Origin of the sequence: Rhodopirellula bahusiensis (assembly GCF_002727185.1) — a bacterium.
Taxonomy (GTDB): domain Bacteria; phylum Planctomycetota; class Planctomycetia; order Pirellulales; family Pirellulaceae; genus Rhodopirellula; species Rhodopirellula bahusiensis.
In genome coordinates this window covers 404,600-425,781 of record NZ_NIZW01000002.1, presented here as the reverse complement: position 1 = coordinate 425,781, position 21,182 = coordinate 404,600, and the positions used below count along the sequence as shown (strand labels likewise).

Annotated in this window: 15 protein-coding genes and 1 tRNA gene; 8 read left to right on the top strand and 8 right to left on the bottom strand. The window is 57.2% G+C overall.

The features are described 5' to 3' along the window. Window positions 1-80 precede the first annotated feature (80 nt). Entirely contained in the window at window positions 81-518 is a 438-nt protein-coding gene (locus CEE69_RS04295) for a hypothetical protein (RefSeq protein WP_233214673.1), read from the bottom strand. A gap of 148 nt (window positions 519-666) precedes the next feature. Here CEE69_RS04295 and CEE69_RS04290 point away from each other — a divergent pair, with 148 nt between their 5' ends. Continuing rightward, entirely contained in the window at window positions 667-1,929 is a 1,263-nt protein-coding gene (locus tag CEE69_RS04290) for a CCA tRNA nucleotidyltransferase (protein WP_099259480.1), read from the top strand. 165 nt (window positions 1,930-2,094) lie between these two features. Here the strand turns inward: CEE69_RS04290 and CEE69_RS04285 are convergent, their stop codons facing one another. The 3 genes from CEE69_RS04285 to CEE69_RS04275 form a co-directional block, all read right to left on the bottom strand. Beyond that, complete coding sequence (locus CEE69_RS04285; protein WP_099259479.1) at window positions 2,095-2,517, bottom strand: VOC family protein; 423 nt, start codon at window positions 2,515-2,517, stop codon at window positions 2,095-2,097. 34 nt (window positions 2,518-2,551) lie between these two features. Beyond that, window positions 2,552-3,037: a hypothetical protein gene (locus tag CEE69_RS04280; RefSeq protein ID WP_233214671.1), complete on the bottom strand. Its 486-nt coding sequence runs from the start codon at window positions 3,035-3,037 to the stop codon at window positions 2,552-2,554. A 129-nt stretch (window positions 3,038-3,166) separates the two neighbouring features. Further along, entirely contained in the window at window positions 3,167-6,670 is a 3,504-nt protein-coding gene (locus CEE69_RS04275; protein ID WP_099259478.1) for a DUF7133 domain-containing protein, read from the bottom strand. A 158-nt stretch (window positions 6,671-6,828) separates the two neighbouring features. On the opposite strand from CEE69_RS04275, the gene CEE69_RS04270 reads away from it, so the two are divergent. Beyond that, window positions 6,829-7,242 carry a hypothetical protein gene (locus tag CEE69_RS04270; protein ID WP_099259477.1) on the top strand — a complete coding sequence of 138 codons (414 nt, stop codon included), beginning with the start codon at window positions 6,829-6,831 and terminating at the stop codon, window positions 7,240-7,242. 115 nt (window positions 7,243-7,357) lie between these two features. Here the strand turns inward: CEE69_RS04270 and CEE69_RS04265 are convergent, their stop codons facing one another. After that, complete coding sequence (locus tag CEE69_RS04265; protein ID WP_099259476.1) at window positions 7,358-10,384, bottom strand: hypothetical protein; 3,027 nt, start codon at window positions 10,382-10,384, stop codon at window positions 7,358-7,360. 328 nt (window positions 10,385-10,712) lie between these two features. On the opposite strand from CEE69_RS04265, the gene CEE69_RS04260 reads away from it, so the two are divergent. Then, the gene (locus CEE69_RS04260; RefSeq protein WP_233214658.1) at window positions 10,713-11,516 is read left to right on the top strand and encodes a hypothetical protein; all 804 of its coding nucleotides are present in this window, start codon (window positions 10,713-10,715) and stop codon (window positions 11,514-11,516) included. Continuing rightward, window positions 11,513-12,787 carry an HTTM domain-containing protein gene (locus CEE69_RS04255; protein ID WP_099259475.1) on the top strand — a complete coding sequence of 425 codons (1,275 nt, stop codon included), beginning with the start codon at window positions 11,513-11,515 and terminating at the stop codon, window positions 12,785-12,787. The genes CEE69_RS04260 and CEE69_RS04255 overlap by 4 nt, the downstream gene beginning before the upstream one ends. Before the next feature lie 145 nt (window positions 12,788-12,932). On the opposite strand, the gene tgt is transcribed toward CEE69_RS04255, so the two are convergent. The 3 genes from tgt to CEE69_RS04240 form a co-directional block, all read right to left on the bottom strand. After that, the gene (gene tgt, locus CEE69_RS04250; RefSeq protein ID WP_099259474.1) at window positions 12,933-14,051 is read right to left on the bottom strand and encodes a tRNA guanosine(34) transglycosylase Tgt; all 1,119 of its coding nucleotides are present in this window, start codon (window positions 14,049-14,051) and stop codon (window positions 12,933-12,935) included. A 5-nt stretch (window positions 14,052-14,056) separates the two neighbouring features. Continuing rightward, entirely contained in the window at window positions 14,057-15,388 is a 1,332-nt protein-coding gene (locus tag CEE69_RS04245; RefSeq protein ID WP_099259473.1) for a tetratricopeptide repeat protein, read from the bottom strand. A 199-nt stretch (window positions 15,389-15,587) separates the two neighbouring features. Next, window positions 15,588-15,661: transfer RNA gene (locus CEE69_RS04240), tRNA-Thr, on the bottom strand. A 497-nt stretch (window positions 15,662-16,158) separates the two neighbouring features. On the opposite strand from CEE69_RS04240, the gene CEE69_RS32360 reads away from it, so the two are divergent. From CEE69_RS32360 to CEE69_RS04215, 4 genes are all read left to right on the top strand, one after another. Continuing rightward, window positions 16,159-16,314: a hypothetical protein gene (locus tag CEE69_RS32360; RefSeq protein ID WP_158230954.1), complete on the top strand. Its 156-nt coding sequence runs from the start codon at window positions 16,159-16,161 to the stop codon at window positions 16,312-16,314. A gap of 25 nt (window positions 16,315-16,339) precedes the next feature. After that, window positions 16,340-16,549 (top strand): hypothetical protein, encoded by a 210-nt coding sequence (locus CEE69_RS04230; protein WP_099259471.1) that lies wholly within the window; start codon window positions 16,340-16,342, stop codon window positions 16,547-16,549. A gap of 81 nt (window positions 16,550-16,630) precedes the next feature. Beyond that, entirely contained in the window at window positions 16,631-18,424 is a 1,794-nt protein-coding gene (locus tag CEE69_RS04225; RefSeq protein ID WP_099259713.1) for a proteasome accessory factor PafA2 family protein, read from the top strand. Between the two features lie 179 nt (window positions 18,425-18,603). Further along, on the top strand, window positions 18,604-21,063 hold the full coding sequence (locus CEE69_RS04215; RefSeq protein ID WP_099259469.1) for a polyketide synthase: 2,460 nt from the start codon (window positions 18,604-18,606) through the stop codon (window positions 21,061-21,063). Window positions 21,064-21,182 lie beyond the last annotated feature (119 nt).

The window sequence follows — 21,182 nt, the reverse complement described above, 5'->3', positions numbered from 1 at the left end:
GGGTTTTCGCACCGTTTGCGGCCTCGCGAAGACGTCTCGCAGTGCCATCGGATCGACACGCTCAGCAAACGTCCCAGCGGTCAGTCGTGTCGACGCAAATGACCGGCACTGGTTTGGAACATTCGCCGCCGCCGTGTCGCGGCCTCTTCCGCCGATCGGCCGCGAGCGAGTTGCTGGTTCAAATCGTCGAAATTGGCCCGACAAACGCGGCACCCAATTTCGGTCAGGTGAAACAGAACATAGTCCGCCATCTCGGGTTCCAATTGATTGGCGACGTAAGCCTGCAGTACCGAACGGTCGGGACAAGAAAGCTGCTGGCGACGCCAAATCGCACCAATTGTGTGCAACCCAGCAACATCTTGGCCTCGCAGCTGAATCAGCCGCTGACGCAGTTTTTCGTCCTCCCGTACCGCCTGCTCAATCTCGGACGACCGCGAAGGCTCGAGCTGTTCGTCCAGAAACGCAACCAATTCGGCGTCGGTGAATCGGTCAGGCGAAGAGGCGGAATCGGAAGACAAGAGGGCGATCGAACGTGCGAGAAAATGAAATGGGCGAGCGATGATCGGGAGAATCAAACGCCTGGGTATGGTAGCGTCTTTTCGAAACTCTAGCGGCACGACGCTGCGTGAAATCGTCGTGCCTCGCCCCTCGAAACGCCACCCAACGATGCCAGAATTCCCGACTGAAACCCTGAATTCGCCAGAAGCTGCCGAAGCGGTTCGCATCATCACCGCACTGAAAGACGCTGGATTCGTCGCCGTCTTGGCGGGCGGCTGCGTCCGCGACGCGTTGCTTGGTCGCAAACCCAAGGACTTCGACGTCGCCACCGATGCGACTCCCGAATCCGTCCGAGAGGTCTTTGGCAAGCGAAACACGCTGGCGTTTGGGGAATCCTTCGGCGTCATCGGCGTGCTGCCGCAGCGATCCGCGGCGTCCAGTGAAACCAGCGGCAAACTGATGCCGACGGAAGTCGCGACCTTCCGCGCCGACGGCAATTATTCCGACGGACGTCGCCCCGACAGCGTCACATACGGGGACGCGGAAGCCGACGCGTTGCGGCGAGATTTCACGATCAACGGGATGTTCTACGACCTCTTCGAGTCCAAAGTCATCGACTACGTCGGCGGCATCGAAGACCTGGCGAATGGCCGACTGCGAACGATCGGCAAGGCCGTCCAGCGTTTCGACGAAGACAAACTGCGAATGTTGCGAGCGGTCCGATTCGCGACGACGCTCGGTTTCGCGATCGAATACAAAACCTTCGCGGCGATCCAGAATCACGCCAGCGACATCAGCGTCGTCAGCGGTGAACGCATCGGAGCCGAGATGCGTCGCGTGATGACGGCTCCCGCGGTCGACGTCGGACTGGAAACGCTGGTGGACACCGGGTTGGCCCTGCAGATCTGGCCTGGGCTGCAAACGATGAACTGGACCGCTTTTTCCAAAGCGACCGAGGCGACCAAGCATCGATCCTTCGAAGTCACGATGGCGATCGCATTGTTTCATCTGCCCGGCGACACGCTGCACAGTCTGCGTTTGATTTTTGACGACTGGAAGCTTTCCGTCGCCGAACGACGCTCCATCGAAGCCGCACTGACTCACGCCGAAACGATCACCCAGTGCGATGGGCTGGCGTGGTCACGTTTGCAACCGATCTTGATCGACGACGATGCGGAAACCATCGTCGCGACCGCGCGAGCGTTGGCACCCAAGTCACGCGGAGTCGCTCGAGCGGCACGAGCTTTGTCCGGCGATCCCAACGAACTGAATCCAGCTCCGTTCGTCACGGGAGCGGACTTGATCGCCAACGGGATGCGTCCCGGGCCCGAGTTCAAATCCATTCTGCAATCCATTCGCGAAGACCAACTCGATGGCAAACTCACTTCGCGTGAAGACGCCCTGCAGCGAGCCCTCCAAGACAAACCCTGACGCCAACCACCGGTAGGCCATGTCTCACATGGCACCCCAACCGATGCTTTGGAACAAAGCGAGGCGTCCGCCCAAACGCTATCGCCGAGTCGTTGACTCACGTGGCACGGCGCACGACACCGCCCGTCGGAACATTTGAGACAAATGTTCTACTTTGCTTCTGTTCTATTCTGCTTCACCCGCCACGGTGATCTTCCACGACACGCCGAATCGATCTTTCACGATTCCATATCGCGTCGCGAAAAAGGTTTCTGCGAGCGGCAAGAGAACTCGGCCCTGCTCGCTCAATCCAGCGAAGTGGCGTTCCGCGTTCTCGATCGATTCAGCTCGGACGGCGAATGCGAATCCGGCGAAATGCGTCTTCGCATCGGGATCTTCGCAACCCACGTCGCTGCCCATCAACTCCGTCGTTCCAATGCGAATCGTCGCGTGAAAAACTTTGTCCTCGAACCCAGGCTTCGAGAACGACGGGTCCGGACATTCGCGAAAACGCATTAGCATCAGAACGTCGGCGTCGAGCACCGCTCGGTAGTGCTCGACCGCCTCTTCCGTTCGGCCACCAAAATTCAATGTGGTGACGACGCTCATTCGAGAAGCCCGTTAGAGAGCGATTTGTTCCGGCTCACTTTGCATTCTCGATCTGGGCATTGCGACTGCCGACGAACTGGACTGCAGTGCCCGCGGGTTTCCGTGACTCAGCCGTTTTCTTCTCCGCCTCTTCCAGCATTTTCACGATCAGATGCTGCGTGCATTGGTTTCCCAGAACCGTGAGTTTGATTTTGACGGGTGCAAAACCATCGCACTTGAACTCAAACTCGTGATCACCCGCTCTCAGATGGATGTCCGGCCGAGTGGGAAAGTACGGCGACCCCATCGCGTGCCCCGTGAACTTGCCATCCACAAAGATTGAAATCGGCCGAACGGAATCGATGGGAAGAACCATGCCGCCGACGTTGGTCATCGGCTGATTGGTTGTTGGCGGGGCATTCGGAGGCAAGGCAAATGTCAGTTTGACGCGGGAGCACCCTTCCGGTGGCAGCGGTTCTGTTCCTGTTGCAGACGTCGCAGTGACAGCCAAAATCGCGACCAGTCCAAGCCAAGTCTTCATCGTGACCTCCGTTTGAAAAAGAAAAGCACCGAGGAACACTTGCTCCTCGGTGCCGATTCTAACTCATTTGGAAGAGGGACCGCGTGCGACGCCGCTGCGACAGTGCACGCTCTCAATCGATCGCGATTATCACTCGTGACCTTCTTCTTCGCCGGCTCGCGGATCGACCTGAAGGCTGGCTAGGTAAGCGACCAAATCACGTAGCTCGCGAGCAGTCATCTGCTCCGTCAATCCTGCCGGCATCGATGATTTGCCTTTCTTCCGAGCGATGATGTAGTCCTTCTCGATTCGATTACGTGATCCATCCGCGGCGATCAAATCAATCACGTCGTCGGTTTCAGCAGCAACGATCCCGGTGAAGACTTGTCCGTCCTCGTCCGCAATCACCGCGGTCTCGAACCCTTCCGCAATCTTTGCATCCGGAAGTGCGATCGCCTCCAACAACGTTCGGCGGTCACGAGTCTTTCCGATCGTCGTGAGCGCTGGCCCGACTTCGCCGCCCGCTCGGTCGACTTTGTGGCAACGCACGCACGAGAGTTCAGTTTTGCCAAAGAACAACGTGGCTCCCTTTTCAGGGTCACCACCGTGCAACGAATCCATCCATTTCGCCAGCGGTTCGGTCGACGCCAGTTTCTCACGATGAGCCACAATCTTCGCGTTCCATTCCTGAGGCAAACGCTTTGCCGCGGCTTCGACCAAGTTCAATTGAACGTCGGCGGGAAGATCGTTTTCCAGGTAAGCGTTGACGCCTTTCTTGATGTGCTGGACGGACTCCGGTGATTCCACTTCCGCCAACAAATCCCAAGCGAGCCCGCGGACAAGTTGGCTTTCGGTCGCCGTCGCGGCGATGAAGCGGTCAACCGACGCGGGTCCATCATGCTTCCCCAACACCGAGAGAGCCGAGGTGACCAACTGGGTCGGTTGCTCCAAATCAATTGTCCGAGCGATCTGCACGGCTTGAGCCGATTCCAAACGAGCCAATGCGGTGAGCGCGGACGCTCGCAACGCTGGACGTGACTGGGAATCTTGCAATCGAGCGATTAGCTGTGGGGCGATCTTCTTGATCCCCAATGTCGACCCGACATCGATCGCCTTTTCGCGAACCTTTTGATCGGTGATCATCAAGACTTCGATGTGCTTGGCGAGGGCTTCGCGAGCGATGATCTCAGGACGGTTCTCCAAAGGCCGATACTCGTTCGTCACACGATCTCGCGGATCGGGCGACGTCCAGTTTGCCAACATGTCGATCGCTTCGATCCGAGCCCAAGTGGGTTTCTCACCCGACGCGGCAAAGGCGGCCAGTGCGGCGGCGGAATCTGCGGTGCCGATGCGGTAGTTGGCGGCCAAAACGCGACGCAGCAGCGCCTCAGAATTCAGCGGCAGATCCGCGACCGAAATCAGCTGAGCCAACTCGTCGACGCCAGCCGGGATGGGCCGGTCGTGGATCGCCAACGCAGCTTCAGCCAAAACCAACGCATTTGCATCGGACAAGAACGCGGTCACTTTCTCGCTGCCTTGACCTCGAAGAGCAGCAATCGCCGCACGTCGGACTGGGACGTTGCCATGCGATGCCAAACTGGCGAGCACGTCTTCCGTTGCCACTCGTCGCAAATACAACGTGCAAGCGTGACGAAGTGCCGGGTCGACGTTGTCATTCTTCTCAAGAATTTGCAGCACACTTCCAAGTGCCTGCGGACTCGGAGTCGTCTTGTCAGCCTGAGCAGTGAACAATTCCGACAAAGCGATCGCGGCAAAGTATTTCACGCGAGCCGACTCGTCCGACAGCAATTCGCTGACCTTGGCAATCGATTCAGCGTCGTTCTGGTCGCCGGCCAACGCACATGCCGCCGCGCGAATGATTGGATCGGTGTCGGTCAGCCATTCTCGGTTTGCAGCCAACACATCCGCACGTTTTGATTCATCCAAACGCACCGCGTGTTCGCATCCCCAAAATCCATGCAGGCGGAAACGAGCGTCCAAGTCCGTCGCCGAAACGATTTCCATCAACGGTTTCGTCTCACCACGACTGGCGAGTTCCCACTGAGCGTTCAGACGAACACGTCGATCAACATGACGCAATTGTTTCGTGAGATCCTCGACCGAGGTGGCTGCGATATCGCCACTGAGCAATTCTTTGACTTCGGAAACGATGTCCGTGTCTTGCTGGGCGGGATCACTCAACGTGTAAAGCCGGCCTTTGCCCAGCCCATCCCAACCGTCGACCCAATCGCTGACCAAGAGCTCACCCGAAGGAGTGAACGCAACGTCCGTGGCCAAAATGTTCCAAATCGGTTGGTCGTCCGCTCCCATTTTGTAGAAGGCACCGTCGGGGTCGACCGAGAACGATCGAATTCCGCTGTTGGACGGGCCACCTCGGAAGTCACAGATCAGAAACTGATTGTCGAGTTGGTCGCCAAACCCGGTGCCCGGATAAAACGCCAGCCCCGATGGACCGTCCGTGAAGTTGATGATCGGCGGAACCAAGTGAGCCGGTTGTTCGTTATGGTGTGGCTCCCAGATCTTCAGTCGATTGAATGGTCCGCGATCGGGTAAGTACTGGTAGTGCATTCGCCATCCCGTGTCGCCACCTTCCAACAAGTGAACCAAACGAGCTTTGTCGCCGCTGTCCGAGTTGTTGTCGACGGTGAACCAGTCGCCGATGTCGTTGAATGCCAACTCCTGCGGGTTTCTCAAACCATTGCAGTAGACTTCCAACTGGCTGCCATCCATCTCGCATCGAAAGACCGCACCCACGGCAGGATTGGACAGCAGCTTTCCCTCGGCGGTCGTGACGTGGTAACCACGGTCGCCGATCGAAAAGTAAAGACGCCCGTCGTAGCCGCGGATCAAACCGTGCATGTCATGCCCACGGAAAGCCACTCGAACGCCAAAGCCATCCGATAGCACCTGGGAATCTTCCGCGACGCCATCGTCATCCGCGTCGGTCAATTTCCACAACTTGGGAATGCAGGTGTAGTAAATATCGGAACCGTTGATCAGCACGCCCGCTCCGGTTCCCTCTTCCAATCCGTTGAATCCATCGGCGACAACAATGGACTCATCCGCGACACCATCACCATCGGTGTCGACCAGTCGGCGAATTCGGTCGTCGTGTTGCGCGTAAGTGATCGCGGCTTCACCGAGCAACTTTTTGTGATAATCGATGCGATCCTGAACCGTTTCCGCTGACAAATCGGCCAGCAACCATTCGTCGTCGTGACCTCGGTTGTCTGTCACGCCGCGATTCTGGCGATAGCTTTCGCACACGTAGACTCGGCCCTGCGAATCGACTCCAAATGCGACAATGTTGGCGACTTGTGGTTCCGCGGCGAAAAGTCGAATCTTCCACCCGTCGGGGATTTTGAAGCCCGCCATCGCCTGAGCTGCTTCCTCCGAAGCTTCCGCGATTTCAGGCGGCAAGGCTTCCGGTTTGGTTGTCGTCACGGACGCGGTCGCGGGTTCCGCGGCACTCACCAATTTGGTCGATTCGAAACCAGGCAAAATCGCAGACAGTGGCAGCGCAGCGACCGATAGGCTGAGAACAGCCACCCACTGAGTGAATCGGGAAGGACGCCGCGAACGACGCAAAGAACAGTGAAACGAGGGGGACGGGGAGTGGATTGGCGACGACATAGTGCTGATAAGAGACCTCATTGGGCGGCGGCGTGCGGTATGTATAGAATAACTGGGGCTTGGAAAGATGGACAAGGATTAACCGTCCAGCATCTGGCATTCCAGCCGAATATTTGCATGTCAACCTTCTTGGTCTCCAGCCCGAAGTTGCCGTTTCAATGAGTGAACCGAACCCTTCGTCGACTCCTTCGGATCAGGCCCCATCCGAGGCGCAAACTGAACCGCAGACCTCGCCAATTCAATCGGCCGCGAAGTCCACTGAAATCCGGCGAGGCAGCCCATTCGCGGCTGGAACGGACCGACCTGCCCTGGCCTCCGCGTATCCCGTTTTCCAAGAAGAAGTCTGGGTTCCCGAATCGGGCATGCTGCAATCGAGCGTCGTCGCAGCATTGATCGTGCTGGTTTTCTCGATTGCCTGCTGGCGACTGTTCCCGGCCGGAGGAATCCTGGTCACGGGACTGGGTTGCGGTCTTTCGATCCTGGGAATGTTCTCATCCCGAGCCATCGGGGCCGTCGTTTGCCTGATCGCTCACTCGGCCCTGTTCGCCGCCTGCTACATGCAAATGATGTAGGTGGTGGGGAGTGGGAAAGGGTCACAGGACCACAGGACCACAGGACCACAGGACCACAGGACCACAGGACCACAGGACCACAGGACGATTGAAACTCAGAAATTTGGAAGCGTGCTTACCTTGGTCGGGTTGCGACGCTCGGTGCGGCTTCGGGGCTCAGGGCGAGAGCCAACCATCCGTCGCGAAGTTCCAATTGGCTGACCACCAAGTCTTGCATCGCAGGATGCTCGACCAACTTCGGCGTCGTCAACGGAATCACACGATCCTCCGCAAGGACCTTGTTGAAGACGGCTCGAATCGGCAGCCGTTGTCGCATCGACATTCCGGGCCCGCTGACTCGCAAATGCCCGTCTCGAACCAACCTCGCGTTCAGACCATCGATCTCTGGTTTGTAGGCCGCACGAACAATGAATCGGGTCAGCTTCGGACTGCCCGGTTGGCTCAATCGAACCACACGCAATGTCAGCCACATCTTGCCGTCTTCGATTTCGATCGTCATCGGACGCGTCGGTGAAAACGCGATCTCTGCCTCACCGGGAACCTCTTCCGGCAACGCCGCACCTTCTTTTCCGAACAAGGCAAATGTGTCGGTGTAAAGCTGATCGAAGGTTTTGACTTCGCCACGAGGAAGGATCTGCTCCAAGGTGTTGTTGATCGCAGATTGATGCATCTGCAAACTCAACCAACTGTCATTCCAGGCTCGCGGGCGAGGCGTGTGGGCGGCCAATTGCCAATCGCCCGCCAAGCGGTAACGAGCAATCAAACGTTCCGATGTGGTTTCCAAGTCGATCACTGTCGGCGACAACTCCAAACGTCCGAGCGGACCGAGCACGAGGTCATCCCACTTCTCTTCCGCCTTTGTCGTTTGTGTTCCCAGCTCTGATTGCGTCCGGTTTGAAACTTCGTCTCGGATTTGTTGCCGCGTCCGCTGGTTGGCCAACGACTTGGTTTCTTGGTATTTCTTTTCCGCGATGCCACGCACCAACGACCCAATCAGCGGCCATTCGTTGACCTTCGAATCAATTCGTTGCAAACGGTTGTTCGCGTTGACTTGAACTTCGGTGCCGCCAACCATCAGACCGGTCGGCGAAATGCGGATTGGCGTCGACGCATCGAACTCGGCCCAGCCATTGGAGTGAACGGTCACGCCGCTTTGTTGAGCACGGCTTTGCGTCGAAACGTCCCCGCGAGTCAGCAAATCAATGCTCCACTGACCGGGCGACGGATTCAAACGCAGATTCATCGCGGTGCTGACGTTGCTGGTTCCTCGCACAGGTGTGCCGGCAATTTGAGTCGCGATGGGCGACGAGCGATCTGGAACGGAAGGGATTAACCGCTCGATCAGCTTGGCTGAGATCGCTGTCCGAACGTTCGCATTTCGGTAGTTCAAGTCGATCGCTTTGGCGACTCGCGCCGCGTGAGCGTCATCGGAAAAACGCAGCGACTGAAACGCGTTGGTGACCTTCACGGCCGCCAAGTCGATCGAGTCCGCTTCGGCTCTTTCCAAATCTTGCAGCAGTGCGACGTAGTCAATCGGCATCGCACTCCAGGTCTTCATGGCTTCGGTCAATTGCTGAAGTGCAGCCTGGTTCAACCACGAATCGTGTTCCGGTGCCAATCGTTGCGACGTGATTCGAGACAGATACCGCTGAGCGGTAAGGGCTCGCTCATCCATGTCGTCCGAGGACGCCAGCGTTTGAATTTTGTCGAGCAATAAGAAAGTTGCCCAGCCATTCGGATCGCCGGTCTCGGGCAACTGCTCACGCACATCGCGAATCAGTTGGTGCACATCAAACCGTTCGTGCACCTTGTTCTGACTGTGCAGTGTCAGCGTTTCGTTTGGCAACGTGCCGGACGGTTCGAATGAATCCGCGTGCCCGCGAGCCAGTTGCCAGATCGATGCCCACACGCTGGTGCGACGTGCCAACGAATGAGACGCTTGCAGCCAACGAACTTGCTGATCACGTTCAGGGGCTCGTTCGGCCAATTGCAATCCTGCGGCTGCCAACGACGATAGCTCACGCAGAATCGGCCCGGCGTCCTGTTCGCCCAATCGAGCCAGTTGGCGAAGCTCAGTCAAACGTTCATCGACTTCTTCCGCCCAACGTCCCATGACAATCGAAGTCGCCTGACGACGCATCGCTTCTTCGGACGAGGTGGATCCGCTGTATTGGTTTCCCATTCGCAGCATCTCGTCGTGAGCTGTCTTCAAATCGGTTTGTTCGATGTCGACCGACGTCAGCAACACATCGCTCAACTCTTCATTGGAATCCAGAGCCAAATTCGCGTGAGAAGAAAGCTCCGACAATTCGACTCGCAGTTGCTTTGCCAGTGGCCATCCGGTCGGGTGATGACTCTTCGCCGCGTTCGTGTTGTCGGCGGGCGAGACAACTGGCGGGCGAACGAAACGAGGCAGATCCAAATTCAATTGCGGAACATCGTCCGCGGGAACGCTGGGCTTCGCCAGAACCGCGACCGAATCGGGGATCAGCGAATTGGATTCGGAGGAACCTTCGTCCAATTTGGTGTGGAACATCTCGGTGGGCAATGAGATCGATTCGGGCCGTTCCTGGGCGGGTGCCTCCAATCCGGGAGACAACGATGCCGGAACGGCTGCTGTGATTTGTTCGATGACCGGCTTCGGTTCTGAGGCCTCAGCAAAACCTGCCAGTTCCGTTTCAAGGTCGACGACCGGAGCCTGCAGCGTTCCGGGCGAATCAGACACATCGCTGACCAATCGTTCCGGCATCGACAATCCCCGAGCCCCACGATCAGGACGGTGGGCGTCCTCCGCTGGCGTCTGAGACAGTTTCGGTTCCGAATGATTCAGTGGCGCGAGAGGTTCGGGTGCTCCAAATCCGTGACGACTCGAGGGCGAAAAGCCATTGGTGGAGCTTCCGGATCCAATCCCGCCGGTTGACGAATCGCCGTTTCGATCCGAAGCAAACGACTCGATCTTCCGGTCGGAGTGGACCTCCGAGCGCGCATCGACCGATCTTCCGAAACCGAACTTGGCGAACAATCCGCCGGGTTCTTGCAAACCGGTCGAGTTCAGAAAGTAAGGCGTTGTGGTGGTCGCTAGGACGGCAAGTGATGCCGTGATTGGCCACAACAACAGCGATCGTCGGGAATCCTGACGCATTCGATGACTGATTAGATTGGAGCAATTGAATAGGCTGGCGACGAAACGATTCTCGTCGATTAGATGCTTATGCCTAAAATCGGGTCTCCAAACCAAGATGAATTCTGCGGGCGAATCGCCTCCGCTCGAATTTGGGCGTCAAAAGCCGTCGCCTGTACACGGGATGCGGACGGATTAAGGTTGGGCGAAAATCGAAGCAGTACCCAAATTCGCTCGCCATTTGCCCCGCGTGAAGCACGTGGTGAAACTCAGCAAACCAAGACTGCGAAAACGGCCCTTCGACCGCCACCCGTCCGCCTCAGTACTCTCTCGGGACTGCAAAATTCCAGTGTCTCAGCCCGATTCCCCGCCGCCATCACTTCGCAAGCGTATCGTTAACAACTTCCTCCTGATTGGAATGTTGCTGACGATGATCCTGCCGCCGCTGGCGTTTCAGGCACGGGGTGCTCGCGGCCTCTCGCCCTCGGTCGGAGCGTTGCTGAAGGTGATTTCCCCAATGGCGCAGTGGCTCTACATGGATCGCGGCTACGCGTTTTTCGCTCCCGATCCCGGTCCCAGCCACCTGGTTCTTGCGACCTCGGATGCTGGCAAAACCACTCAGGTTTTCCCGGATCTCGACGAGCAATGGCCACGCCTGAAATACCATCGCCATTTCATGCTGGCCGAGTTTCTCAATGACTCTTACCAACCCGCCCTGCCGCTCGAAGTCAGCCAGCTGATCGGTCCCGAACTCAGCCCCGAAGAATTGCAAACGCTTCGCCTGGGACGCAAACGATACGAACGCATCGCCGATTCGATGGTGCGACACCTGCAGTCAACCGGCAAATCGGATGTCGAGATCGTGCGTCTCGAACATCAAATTCCGGATTTCGTGCTATTCACCCAAGAAGACCTGTCGCTGACCGACGAGCGATCGTACGTCGAACTGCCCGATGTCCCCATCACGCTGGAGGGCTTGCTCGGTACCGCGGAAGCATTGCCGCAACCGGATGCCGAAAACGCGATTCCAATCGATCCGAAGAACTCCGAACCGGTTCCCGTCCCAGACGGTGAACGCAAAACGGATTCGAATGAGGAAACTGAGACAGGCGAATCGAATCAACCTGTCGCCGCAACGGAGGACGCCTCGTGATGGTCGATTCCTTCAAACAATACGCTTTGTCCTGCCTCGATAGCTGGGACCGTTTTTGGTTCACGCCTCGGAACATCGACACGCTCGCCGTGTTGCGAATCATCACGGGTGCGATGCTGTTGTATTCGCATCTGGTTCTTGCCACCGACTTCTCATCATTCGTCGGCACCGAGGCTTGGATTGACAACGAAACCAGCGCGCGACTGCATGACGGAACGCTCGGGGAACGCACCGCCGCATGGTCGTATCTTTGGTTGGTCGATAACCCGACGGTTCTTTGGCTCAACCACCTCGCAACGATCCTGGTCACGGCCAGCTTCATGGTCGGCTTCTTGACTCGCCTGACCGGTCCTTTGGCGTGGTTCCTGCAATTGATGTTGGTGCATCGGTTGCTCGGCAGCCTCTTTGGCTTGGACCAAATTGTCACCTACTGCGTCATGTATCTGGCCTTTGTCCCCTGCGGAGCCATTTGGTCGATCGATGCGAAACTGCGACGCCGGTTCACGAACGATGGCGAAAAAACTCTGACCGGATGGAAAGCCTGGCTTTTCCCAGCTGACAAGAAAACCGTCGCCGTCAATGTGGCGACCCGGTTGCTGCAAGTTCACCTTTGCGTGATCTATCTGTTTGGCGGACTCGCGAAAGCTCGGGGCGAATTGTGGTGGGACGGAACAGCGGTCTGGTTCGCAATTGCCAACTACGAATACCAATCGTTCGACCTGACGTTCCTGGGCCGTTTCCCAACGGTTTTCACGGCGTTATCACACCTCACGATGTTCTGGGAAATCTTCTACTGTGCGCTCATCTGGCCGCGATTGACTCGCGGAATCACGCTGACCGTCGCCGTTGCCGTTCACGGCGGAATCGCGTTGTTCCTGGGGATGATGACGTTCGGGATCATGATGATCGGAGCCAACGGGATCTTCGTTTCACCCGACTGGATCCGTCGCAAACGGCTTGGTGAATTCGCCGAAGACGAGGACGACGATGCGTCGCTGTCCGGCGTGATGACATCCATGGGCAACGATGCCACACCGGATTCCACATCGGCGAAGCTGTCTGCCGACCTGAAGCATCGCATGGAAGAATTGGAAGCCGCCGAAAAGGGCATCCAAAAACGCTACGCGAAACTCAAACGTCGCGAAGCCAAGAACGAAGAACGCACGGAACGCTTGATGGCAACTCGAGAAAAGATCAAGCAAAAACTGGCCGACGGGAGCCTGTCGGCTGGTGACAGCGTTCTGCGAAACGACGATCTCGACGAGTCGTGAGCGAAAAATTAGTTCCGGTCATTTAGCCGAATTCGGTGCTCCCATTCCCGTCCGAATTCTGGCGAGTCCGGCAACTGTTTGGACCGACGGACTTGGAAGTCCATCGTACGGACGAAGCCCCCCATAATGGCGGTCAGCTGAACTGCTAGACCGACTCGTGGAACGGTTCGTGTCCCCAGCCCGCTAACTTGGCATTTTTGAACGCCTCAAACTCGCCCGCTTCGATCGCGTCGCGCGTTGCCTGCATCAAACGACCGTAGTACATCAGATTGTGATGGGACAGCAGAATGGGTCCGAGCATCTCGCCCGCAACAAACAAATGACGCAGATACCCGCGACTGTGCCGGCAGGCCAGACACGGGCAGTCTTCCATCAGCGGCCGAGTGTCCAGCTTGTGAACCGCGTTGCGAAGCTTCAGCGGTCCTTCGTCAGTGAACGCCAGAGCGTTGCGGCCGTTTCGGGTTGGCATGACGCAATCGAACAAATCGATCCCGCGAGCGATGTTTTCCAGCAAGTCACGCGGAGTGCCTACGCCCATCAAATACCGTGGTTTGTCCACCGGCAAATGCGGCGTCGTGAACCCCGTCGTCGTGTACATGTCCTCGGGAGGCTCGCCCACCGACAAACCACCAACGGCGTAGCCTTCGAACGACATCGCGGCCAACTCCGTTGCACACTGCTGACGAAGCGTTCGGTCCAAACCACCCTGCACGATCGCAAATAGAGCCTGGTCCTCTCGATCAGCCGCGACGCGACATCGCGCGGCCCAGCGGATCGAACGAGCGAGCGCATCTTCGACTTGGGTCATCGGTGCGGGGAGCGCAATGACGTGGTCCAAAACCATCGCCACATCACTACCGAGAGCCTGCTGGATCTCGATTGAATGCTCAGGCGTCAGTTCGATCTTTGCGCCATCGATGTGCGAACGAAATGTCGCCGCATGTTCGGTGACTTTATTGATCGCACCGAGCGAGAAGACCTGGAACCCACCCGAGTCCGTGAGGATCGGGCCGTCCCAGCCACACATTTTATGCAGCCCGCCGAGAGCAGCAACCGTCTCATGCCCCGGACGCAAACGAAGGTGATACGTGTTGCCGAGGATCATGTCCGCACCGGTGGCGGCAACTTGATCAATCGTCAGGCCTTTGACCGTCCCAAGCGTGCCCACCGGCATGAAGCCAGGCGTGCGGACCGGTCCGCGCGGCGTATGGAACACACCGCGCCGGGCACCTCCATCGGTGCCAATCAATTCATAGCGAAACAAGCGGGTCAGTCGCCCCGCATTTTCAATCCGAGGTCACCCAGCTTTTCGCGAACTTCGTTCAAACTGGTCACCCCAAAGTTCTTGCACTCGAGCATGTCGTCGCCCGTCTTGCGGATCAGCTCACCGATGGAGTTGATTTGCAATCGAGTCATGCACTTGCGAGCACGTACGGAAAGGTTGAGGTCCGCGATGGGACGCTCCAGCAACGCTTGTTCGTCGGGCGACATGTGCGAAGTGTCGACAGGCGGGTCGTTGGATTTCTTCTCACCAGCGAACTGGCCGAGCGACAAACCTTTTTGCGACAGCATTTCGCGAATTTCGACCAAGCTGGTTTCGCCGAAGTTCTTGCTCGAAAGCAACTCTTGTTCGCTGTGGCGGGTCAGGTCGCCAATCGTTTCGATGCCCATCTTTTGCAGGCAGTTGCGGCTTCGAACGCTGAGTTCAAAGTTTGCAACAGGCATGTTCAACGTTTGAGCCAAACGATCGTTGCGACGTTGGGCTTCCTCGTCGTACAGCATGTTTCCGGTCGCCGAAGCGTCCTTCATGTACAGCTGCGTCCGAGGGTGATCGGGGTGGCAATCCAGAATTCGCTTGTAGCAAAGCTGGGCTTTGTCGTATTGCCCATTGTCTTCGTACATCACGCCCAAGTTGATCAGGGCACCGATGCCGGTCGGAAATGCTTTCGCGGCACGCTCGTACAAACGAAGAGCTTCGTCGTCGTTGCCCAAGCGGTCGTTTTCGAGAGCCAAACCAAACAAGGCACCTGCGTGGTTTTCGTCAGTCGAAACCGCACGTTGGTACAAATTGATGGCTTCTTCCATCCGGCCACCGATTTGAGCGGCGGTTGCCGCACGTTGGTACATGTAGTCCGCGGTTTGTTCGGCGGGGCCGAAGATGTCGTCCAAGATCGCCATCGCTTCTTCGATCTTGCCTTGGTAACGCTTGGCTTCGGCGATACCGATTTTGCACTGGTCTTCGTTGTAGCCCGACGTTTTGGCTTGTTCGTAACCTTCGATTGCCCCATCAAAGCTCGACAATTCAAATTGGCAACGAGCGTTGTAGAACAACGCCATCGCGCTTCCGTCGGCGGCGGAGAGAGTCTCCGACGCGTCTTTGAAACGGCCCAGCATGAATTGGCAAACACCCATTTTGGTTTTGCCGGCGGGAGTCAGGGCGTCGTCCTGCTCCATTTCGTTGACCGCGTCGCGCAGTTCACCGAAGTGTCCGTAGTTTTCGGTGATCGCCTGCCGAATTTCGGCGACGTCGCTGGGGCCGAACGAGTTGCTCGCCAGAACCATTTGCTTCAGGTCGAGAACTTCGAGTTCGACTTCGCTCATCTTCGTTTTGTCCGGGGTAACTTCGGCTCGCTCGCACAGCGATCCGAAAGGAGGGATAAAGAGTCAGGTGGCGCGCTGCCCTGCCGGATTGTGCTCTGCAGGCCAGTGTTTTGCCGAGGAATCTGAATCACAATCAATGTGATGCAAAATTCGCCCGACACTCGGTGGCAAAAAAGTAAAAAACTTTTCTGCCAATCAAAGCCAGCGGCCGGATTTGAACCGGCAACCCTCGCATTACGAATGCGATGCTCTGCCAATTGAAGCTACGCTGGCGACTTTTCCAGAGAATACGGGCGTTTGGGCCAAAACGTCAAGGGCCGTCGCGATGGCTCTGGATCCCCCGAGAGAGCTCGGAAGCGATCCCGATGCGTAAAAAATTCCACAAAATTTTGCGGGAGAGAAAAAAATAATTTCGGAATTCCAAAAAAAGTTTCCCGGAAAATTTGTTCGTCAGAGGAAGAGTGGCGAATCGTGGCTTTGAAATTGCTCGAAGCAGAGCCGGTGGATCGAGCGTCATTGAACGTTCAGAGTAGGTAAATAGGAATGATTGGGCCTCATCCCCTGATCCGTTTGAGCAGTCGCCCCGATTGTGCGTGGGAACCGCGGCTAACGCCGAACGGCTGACAGCCCCGACGACCTCTGCCTGCCGGCTGACAGGCCCAATTGGGGCCGAGAGAGTCGTTCGGCCACCAGACGCCATCCAGCTATTTCTAATCAACCAAGTGAATTTGCCCGCGATCGGGAAATTCTGACGCCGCAGGAGTGTTAGAATGACGACACCGACCGCGTTGCTGCTCCATGGTGACCAAGGTGGCCAAATGGATGGCACCGAAGGAGTCAACGCGAAACACCGCGCACTGCCCATCAATCGGATGGCGGTGATGATCATCCGATCAACGCGGCCCGAGCAAATGGAATCGTTCTGAAAGTCGAACGGAAGGTCTTCTCAATATGAATGTCACTGAAACGCAGCCAAACGCTGCTCCACCGCGAAACCGGCCCCACCTTCCGCGTCCGTTGCCAGTCGAGCCCTCGGCGCCGCAGTCGCCGGACAACGACAAGGCGGGACTGCAAGCATTTGCGTCATCCATCAGCTTGGACGCCCGCGAGGATGCGGCGACGTACGTTCACCGAGCGAACACGCACCACGACGGCGAATGATTCCGGCCCCAAACGCCCGTTCCACTCATGACGCAGCCATCAGCGAAGATTGCCATCCACCAGCGTCTGTGTCGGCGACTGATGGGAATGGAAACCGAATTCGCGACCTTCATCGAACCGAGTGACGGTTCGCTGAAGTCGGAAGTTTCGGCACGTGAGGTCTACGTGGCTCTGCGAAACGCCATCTGCCGGCATATGCCCGCGGTGGAAGGACTGGACGGCGGTGACCGTCGATTTCTGGCCAACGGCTCCGCGATCAACCTGGAAACTCACCTCGCGTTCCGCGATGGACCGGGCGGGCTGGTCGAAATGGCCACTCCGGAAGTTTATCGCCCGAGCGATCTGGTGGCATGCCAACGCGCGATCGATGAGATCATGCGAGACGCTTCACGCGAAGTTCAGTGGTCGGCCGATCAAAACGTGGATCGGCTTCGTGTCCTGAAGAACAGCTGCGACGCGGCCGGCCATTTATATGGGTGCCAAGAGAACTACGAGACCGACGTCGCGACCGGTTTCGGTTTGCTGACGTATCGCATCGCGATTTGTTTTGTTTGGGCATTGCAGATCGCTTGCGTGCTGCTGTCGTTCCCTGTTGTTGTCGCAATCGTTGTCGCTTCATTGATTCAGCAATTGTGCCAACGAGCCTCTTCGATCATTCGTCGCGATGATCACGGCACTGACAGTCAACCAGGCCAACACGAGCGTGTTGACACGAACGATTCGGAGCAGAGCTTCGTTGCTTTGCCGAGATGGTTTCAGTGGTTGTCCATCACCTCGCTGCGAATGCTTCACCTTCCGCTGGTGATGTCGCTGCGAGTGATCGGTTCGCATCTCGCGTTTCGATCTCAGCGTCGCTACTTGACCGGCTTGCTCGTGTCGCGAGTCGCGATCATGGGGACCGGCCACCTGGACCATGACGGTTGCTTTTTTTTGTCGGGCAAAGCGTTGGGAGTCGATCGGGTTGCCGACATGGGTGGCTTCAACGGCGAACGTCCAATTTTCGTTTACGGACACTGGTTGTCCAAGCTGTGTGGTCGTTCTTGGCGTTCGATCGCAGAGACAGGACAACTGTTGAAACGCAGACAACGACTGCAAATCGGACTGTCCGATTCCAACCTCAGCGATCTTGCTCAGTGGGCCAAGGTCGGCAGCGTGGCTTTGGTTTTGGATATGATCGAAGCCAAGCAAACCAAAGACTTGCCCAAACTTCGTCGTCCAATTCGAGCCCTGCATGTTTTCAATCGCGATTGGAACTTGCTTCGCCGGGTTCCTACCAGCCACGGTGAGATGACTTCGCTGGAGATGCAAACGAAATACTATCGTGCGGCAGAGAAGTTCGTCCGTGATCAGCAACAGCATTCGAGACAAACATCGGAATGGGACGAAGCCGATCGTGCACTTCAGCACTGGGCCGAGTCGATTCGGTTGGTGCGACAGTTCCGCAAGGATGGCAATCAAACCGCACAAGGACTCGGTCGAATCGATTGGCTGGGAAAACGTTGGATGCTGGACCAAGCCGTCGGCGACATGGCGGGTGAGCATGCGTCTTGGATCTCGCGGAAGAAGATCGATCTTCGCTACCACGAGCTGTCAGAAGACGGTTATTTCGCTCGCTTCATCGCCGATCACAGCGAACGTGAATTGGTCGATGGCGACGACATCCAGATGCGTCGCCGCAACGCACCGGCTGATTCGCCCGCAGCTCAACGTGGATGGATGATTCGTGAATTCGCCGGCGAGGTCTCCGTGGCTGGTGGACCGACGATGCGAACGGATTGGGATCGAGCCTTGGTGGGTCACCGTCAGGGCATTCGCACAGTGATCTATTATGGCCAACGAGTCAGCTCCCGCCAGAAGCCTCGCCGATCGAACTGATGCATTTCGAATTCCGAAACCTCAACGACTGGGTCCCGACTCCGCCCCCCGTCACAACCCGCCGCGTCAGCAAGGCCCAAAGACTCCACCGTATCGAATTTCCAACGCGATAGGCTGGTTCGTGGATCATTGGTACGATGGGGACGACGGACACACGTACAAATCGAATTGGGAATCGGATGGGTCGTACTGAATCGTTGGATCCGGGGCTTCGTGATTTATTGTCACGACTAAGAGACCGGGTGCGGCGCTACATCGTTTGGGATTCGCTGCTCGCGATCGCGGCGCTCGTGCTGGTCGTTTTTTGGGTGGCACTCGCCGTCGACTATCTGCCGGTTCGGATCGGCGGCAGCGAAATGCCTCGTTCGGCTCGTGCGGTCGTTCTGTTTGTTGTCGCCGTCTTGGTCGTCGTGATCCTGGCCAAATGGTTGTGGGGGCGACTCAATCGCGAATTGCCCGATGACTCATTGGCGTTGCTGATAGAACGTCATCACCCAAGTCTCGGCGGACGCCTGGTCACCGCCGTCCAACTGACTCAACAAAATCGTTCGCACGATTCGCACAGTCCTGTCCTTCTGCAACATGTTCACCAAGAAGCCGCCGCGGCGGTGGACCAAGTCGAATTTGGGCGAGTGTTCCGATGGGAGCCGATCCGTCGCAAGTTGATGCTGGTCGTTCCGTTGTTGCTGGCGGCGTTGGTGATGGCGATTGCCAGCCCGCAAACATTTGCCAGAGCGGTTGGACGGTTGTCGTTGTTTTCGGATTCACCTTGGCCGCGCAAAGCCGAGCTCGAAATGATCGGCGTCGAGTCGCCAATCATCACCGCGGATGAAACCGAAGAAGTCGGCACCGAGCTGCTGTCCTTCGAAGACAAGACGCTGAGGTTGGCTCGTGGCAGTAGCACGACGCTTCGCATTCGCGCCGCAACGGAAGAACTCGGGCACACCGTGCCGGAGATCTGCACCGTTTCTTATGTGGATGATTCCGGCAATCGAGGTCAAAGCAACCTTCGACGAGTCGGTCGGATCCAAGATGGCTACCAATCATTCGTGCTGGATGGCCCGCCGCTGGCGTCACTCGCCGAGTCCGTCACGATGACGATTCGTGGCTTGGACGATCGCTTGCTCGACTATCGAATCGAAGCCGTCGACCCGCCCGCGATCGCGGACATGGAACTGGCGATTCGCTACCCGGACTACTTGCGAATCTTCGACGCCGGCGGTGCCTCGCCTGATTCGTCCGATCAAATTTTGAAATACCAAGCTGGCTTCCGAATTCGCGAAGGCAGTTCGTTGACGCTTCGTGGAACAAGCAGCAAACCGCTCGGCGCAGTGGATGTCTCCACGACGTCCGAAGACGTGAACGAAGACAGTGAAAACGAAGCCGCCGAACCGGTCGTCAAGATCGCGGACGATCGAATGTCATTTGAGTGGTCCGTAACGGATTTGCGAGAACCCACGTCCGTGCGTTTGGTTCCCAAAGACGAGACCGGTATCTCAGCCCAAGCCTCGTATCGATACTTCATCGGCGTCGTTCGCGACCAAGTCCCCGAGACATCGATGACCATGAAGGGCATCGGTTCGTCGATCACTCCAATCGCGATGCTGCCGATCCAAGCGACCGCGACGGATGACTACGGCGTGGAATCGTTGAGCCTGACCATGGCCGTCCGAGCCTCCGAAGAGAACGTCGCCGATAACAGCAGCGAAGCCAAACCGGACGACTCGATCAATGCGGAACCGCAGCAGCACACGGTTTCGCCCGAGATGGATCGCGATGGGAATGCCGATTGGACGTTCGACTTGCGAGACTTGACCGACGACGGAACCGTCAGTGGGTTGGCTCCTGGAGCAAGCGTGCAGATTTTCACGACGGCCAAAGACCGTTTCAATCTGGGTGCCCCCCACTCAATTCGCGGCGAAGTGGTTCGTCTTCAAGTCGTAACTCCAGAAACTCTGCTGGCAACTCTGGAGCGACGCGAACTGGAATTCCGCTCGCGATTGGAACAAGCCATCGACGAGACTCAGCGACTGCGCCAAAGCTTGGCCGCGGTTCAAAACGACGCACTGGATGTTCTCCAGTCTCCGGAAGAGGAAAACAATCCGGATGAGTCCGACGTACTCGAAGACAACGAAGTTGACGGTGAAGAAGACGTGCGGGCCCGACAACGAGTCCAACTGCGGATTCGCCAAGCTGAATTGCAGACGACCAAATCGACCGAAGAATTGGCCGGGATCGTCGTCGGGCTGGAGGACATGCTGTTGGAAATGGTGCAGAACCGAGTCGATTCGGTTGACCGTCGTGAACGATTGGAAGTTGGGGTGCATGACCCCTTGTCCGCGGTTGTGACGGAACCCTTGCCACGTTTGCAGCGTCAAATCACTTCGATGGAACGCGTGCTGATGTCCGAGGACACCGCCGAATCGTCTCCCGCAAAGATGACCGACGCAGCGACTGCGGCAATTGCTACAACCGACGAGGTCCTTCTGTCGCTCAATGCCGTCTTGGAAAAAATGCTTGACCTAGAAAGTTTCAACGAAATTCTGGATTTGGTCCGAGGGTTAATCAGCGATCAGGAAGAATTGATCGAGGAAACCGAAGAAACTCGAAACCAGCAGGTCCAGGATCTGTTCAAGTAGAAAGCAACGCGAACGCGGGCGGTCGACTGGGTTCGTTTTCTGAAAGCGTCCCCGCGACGTGAACCGCGGATGGAAAGCCAAACAATGAACGCCAATCCCATGAACCACGCGAACGAGTC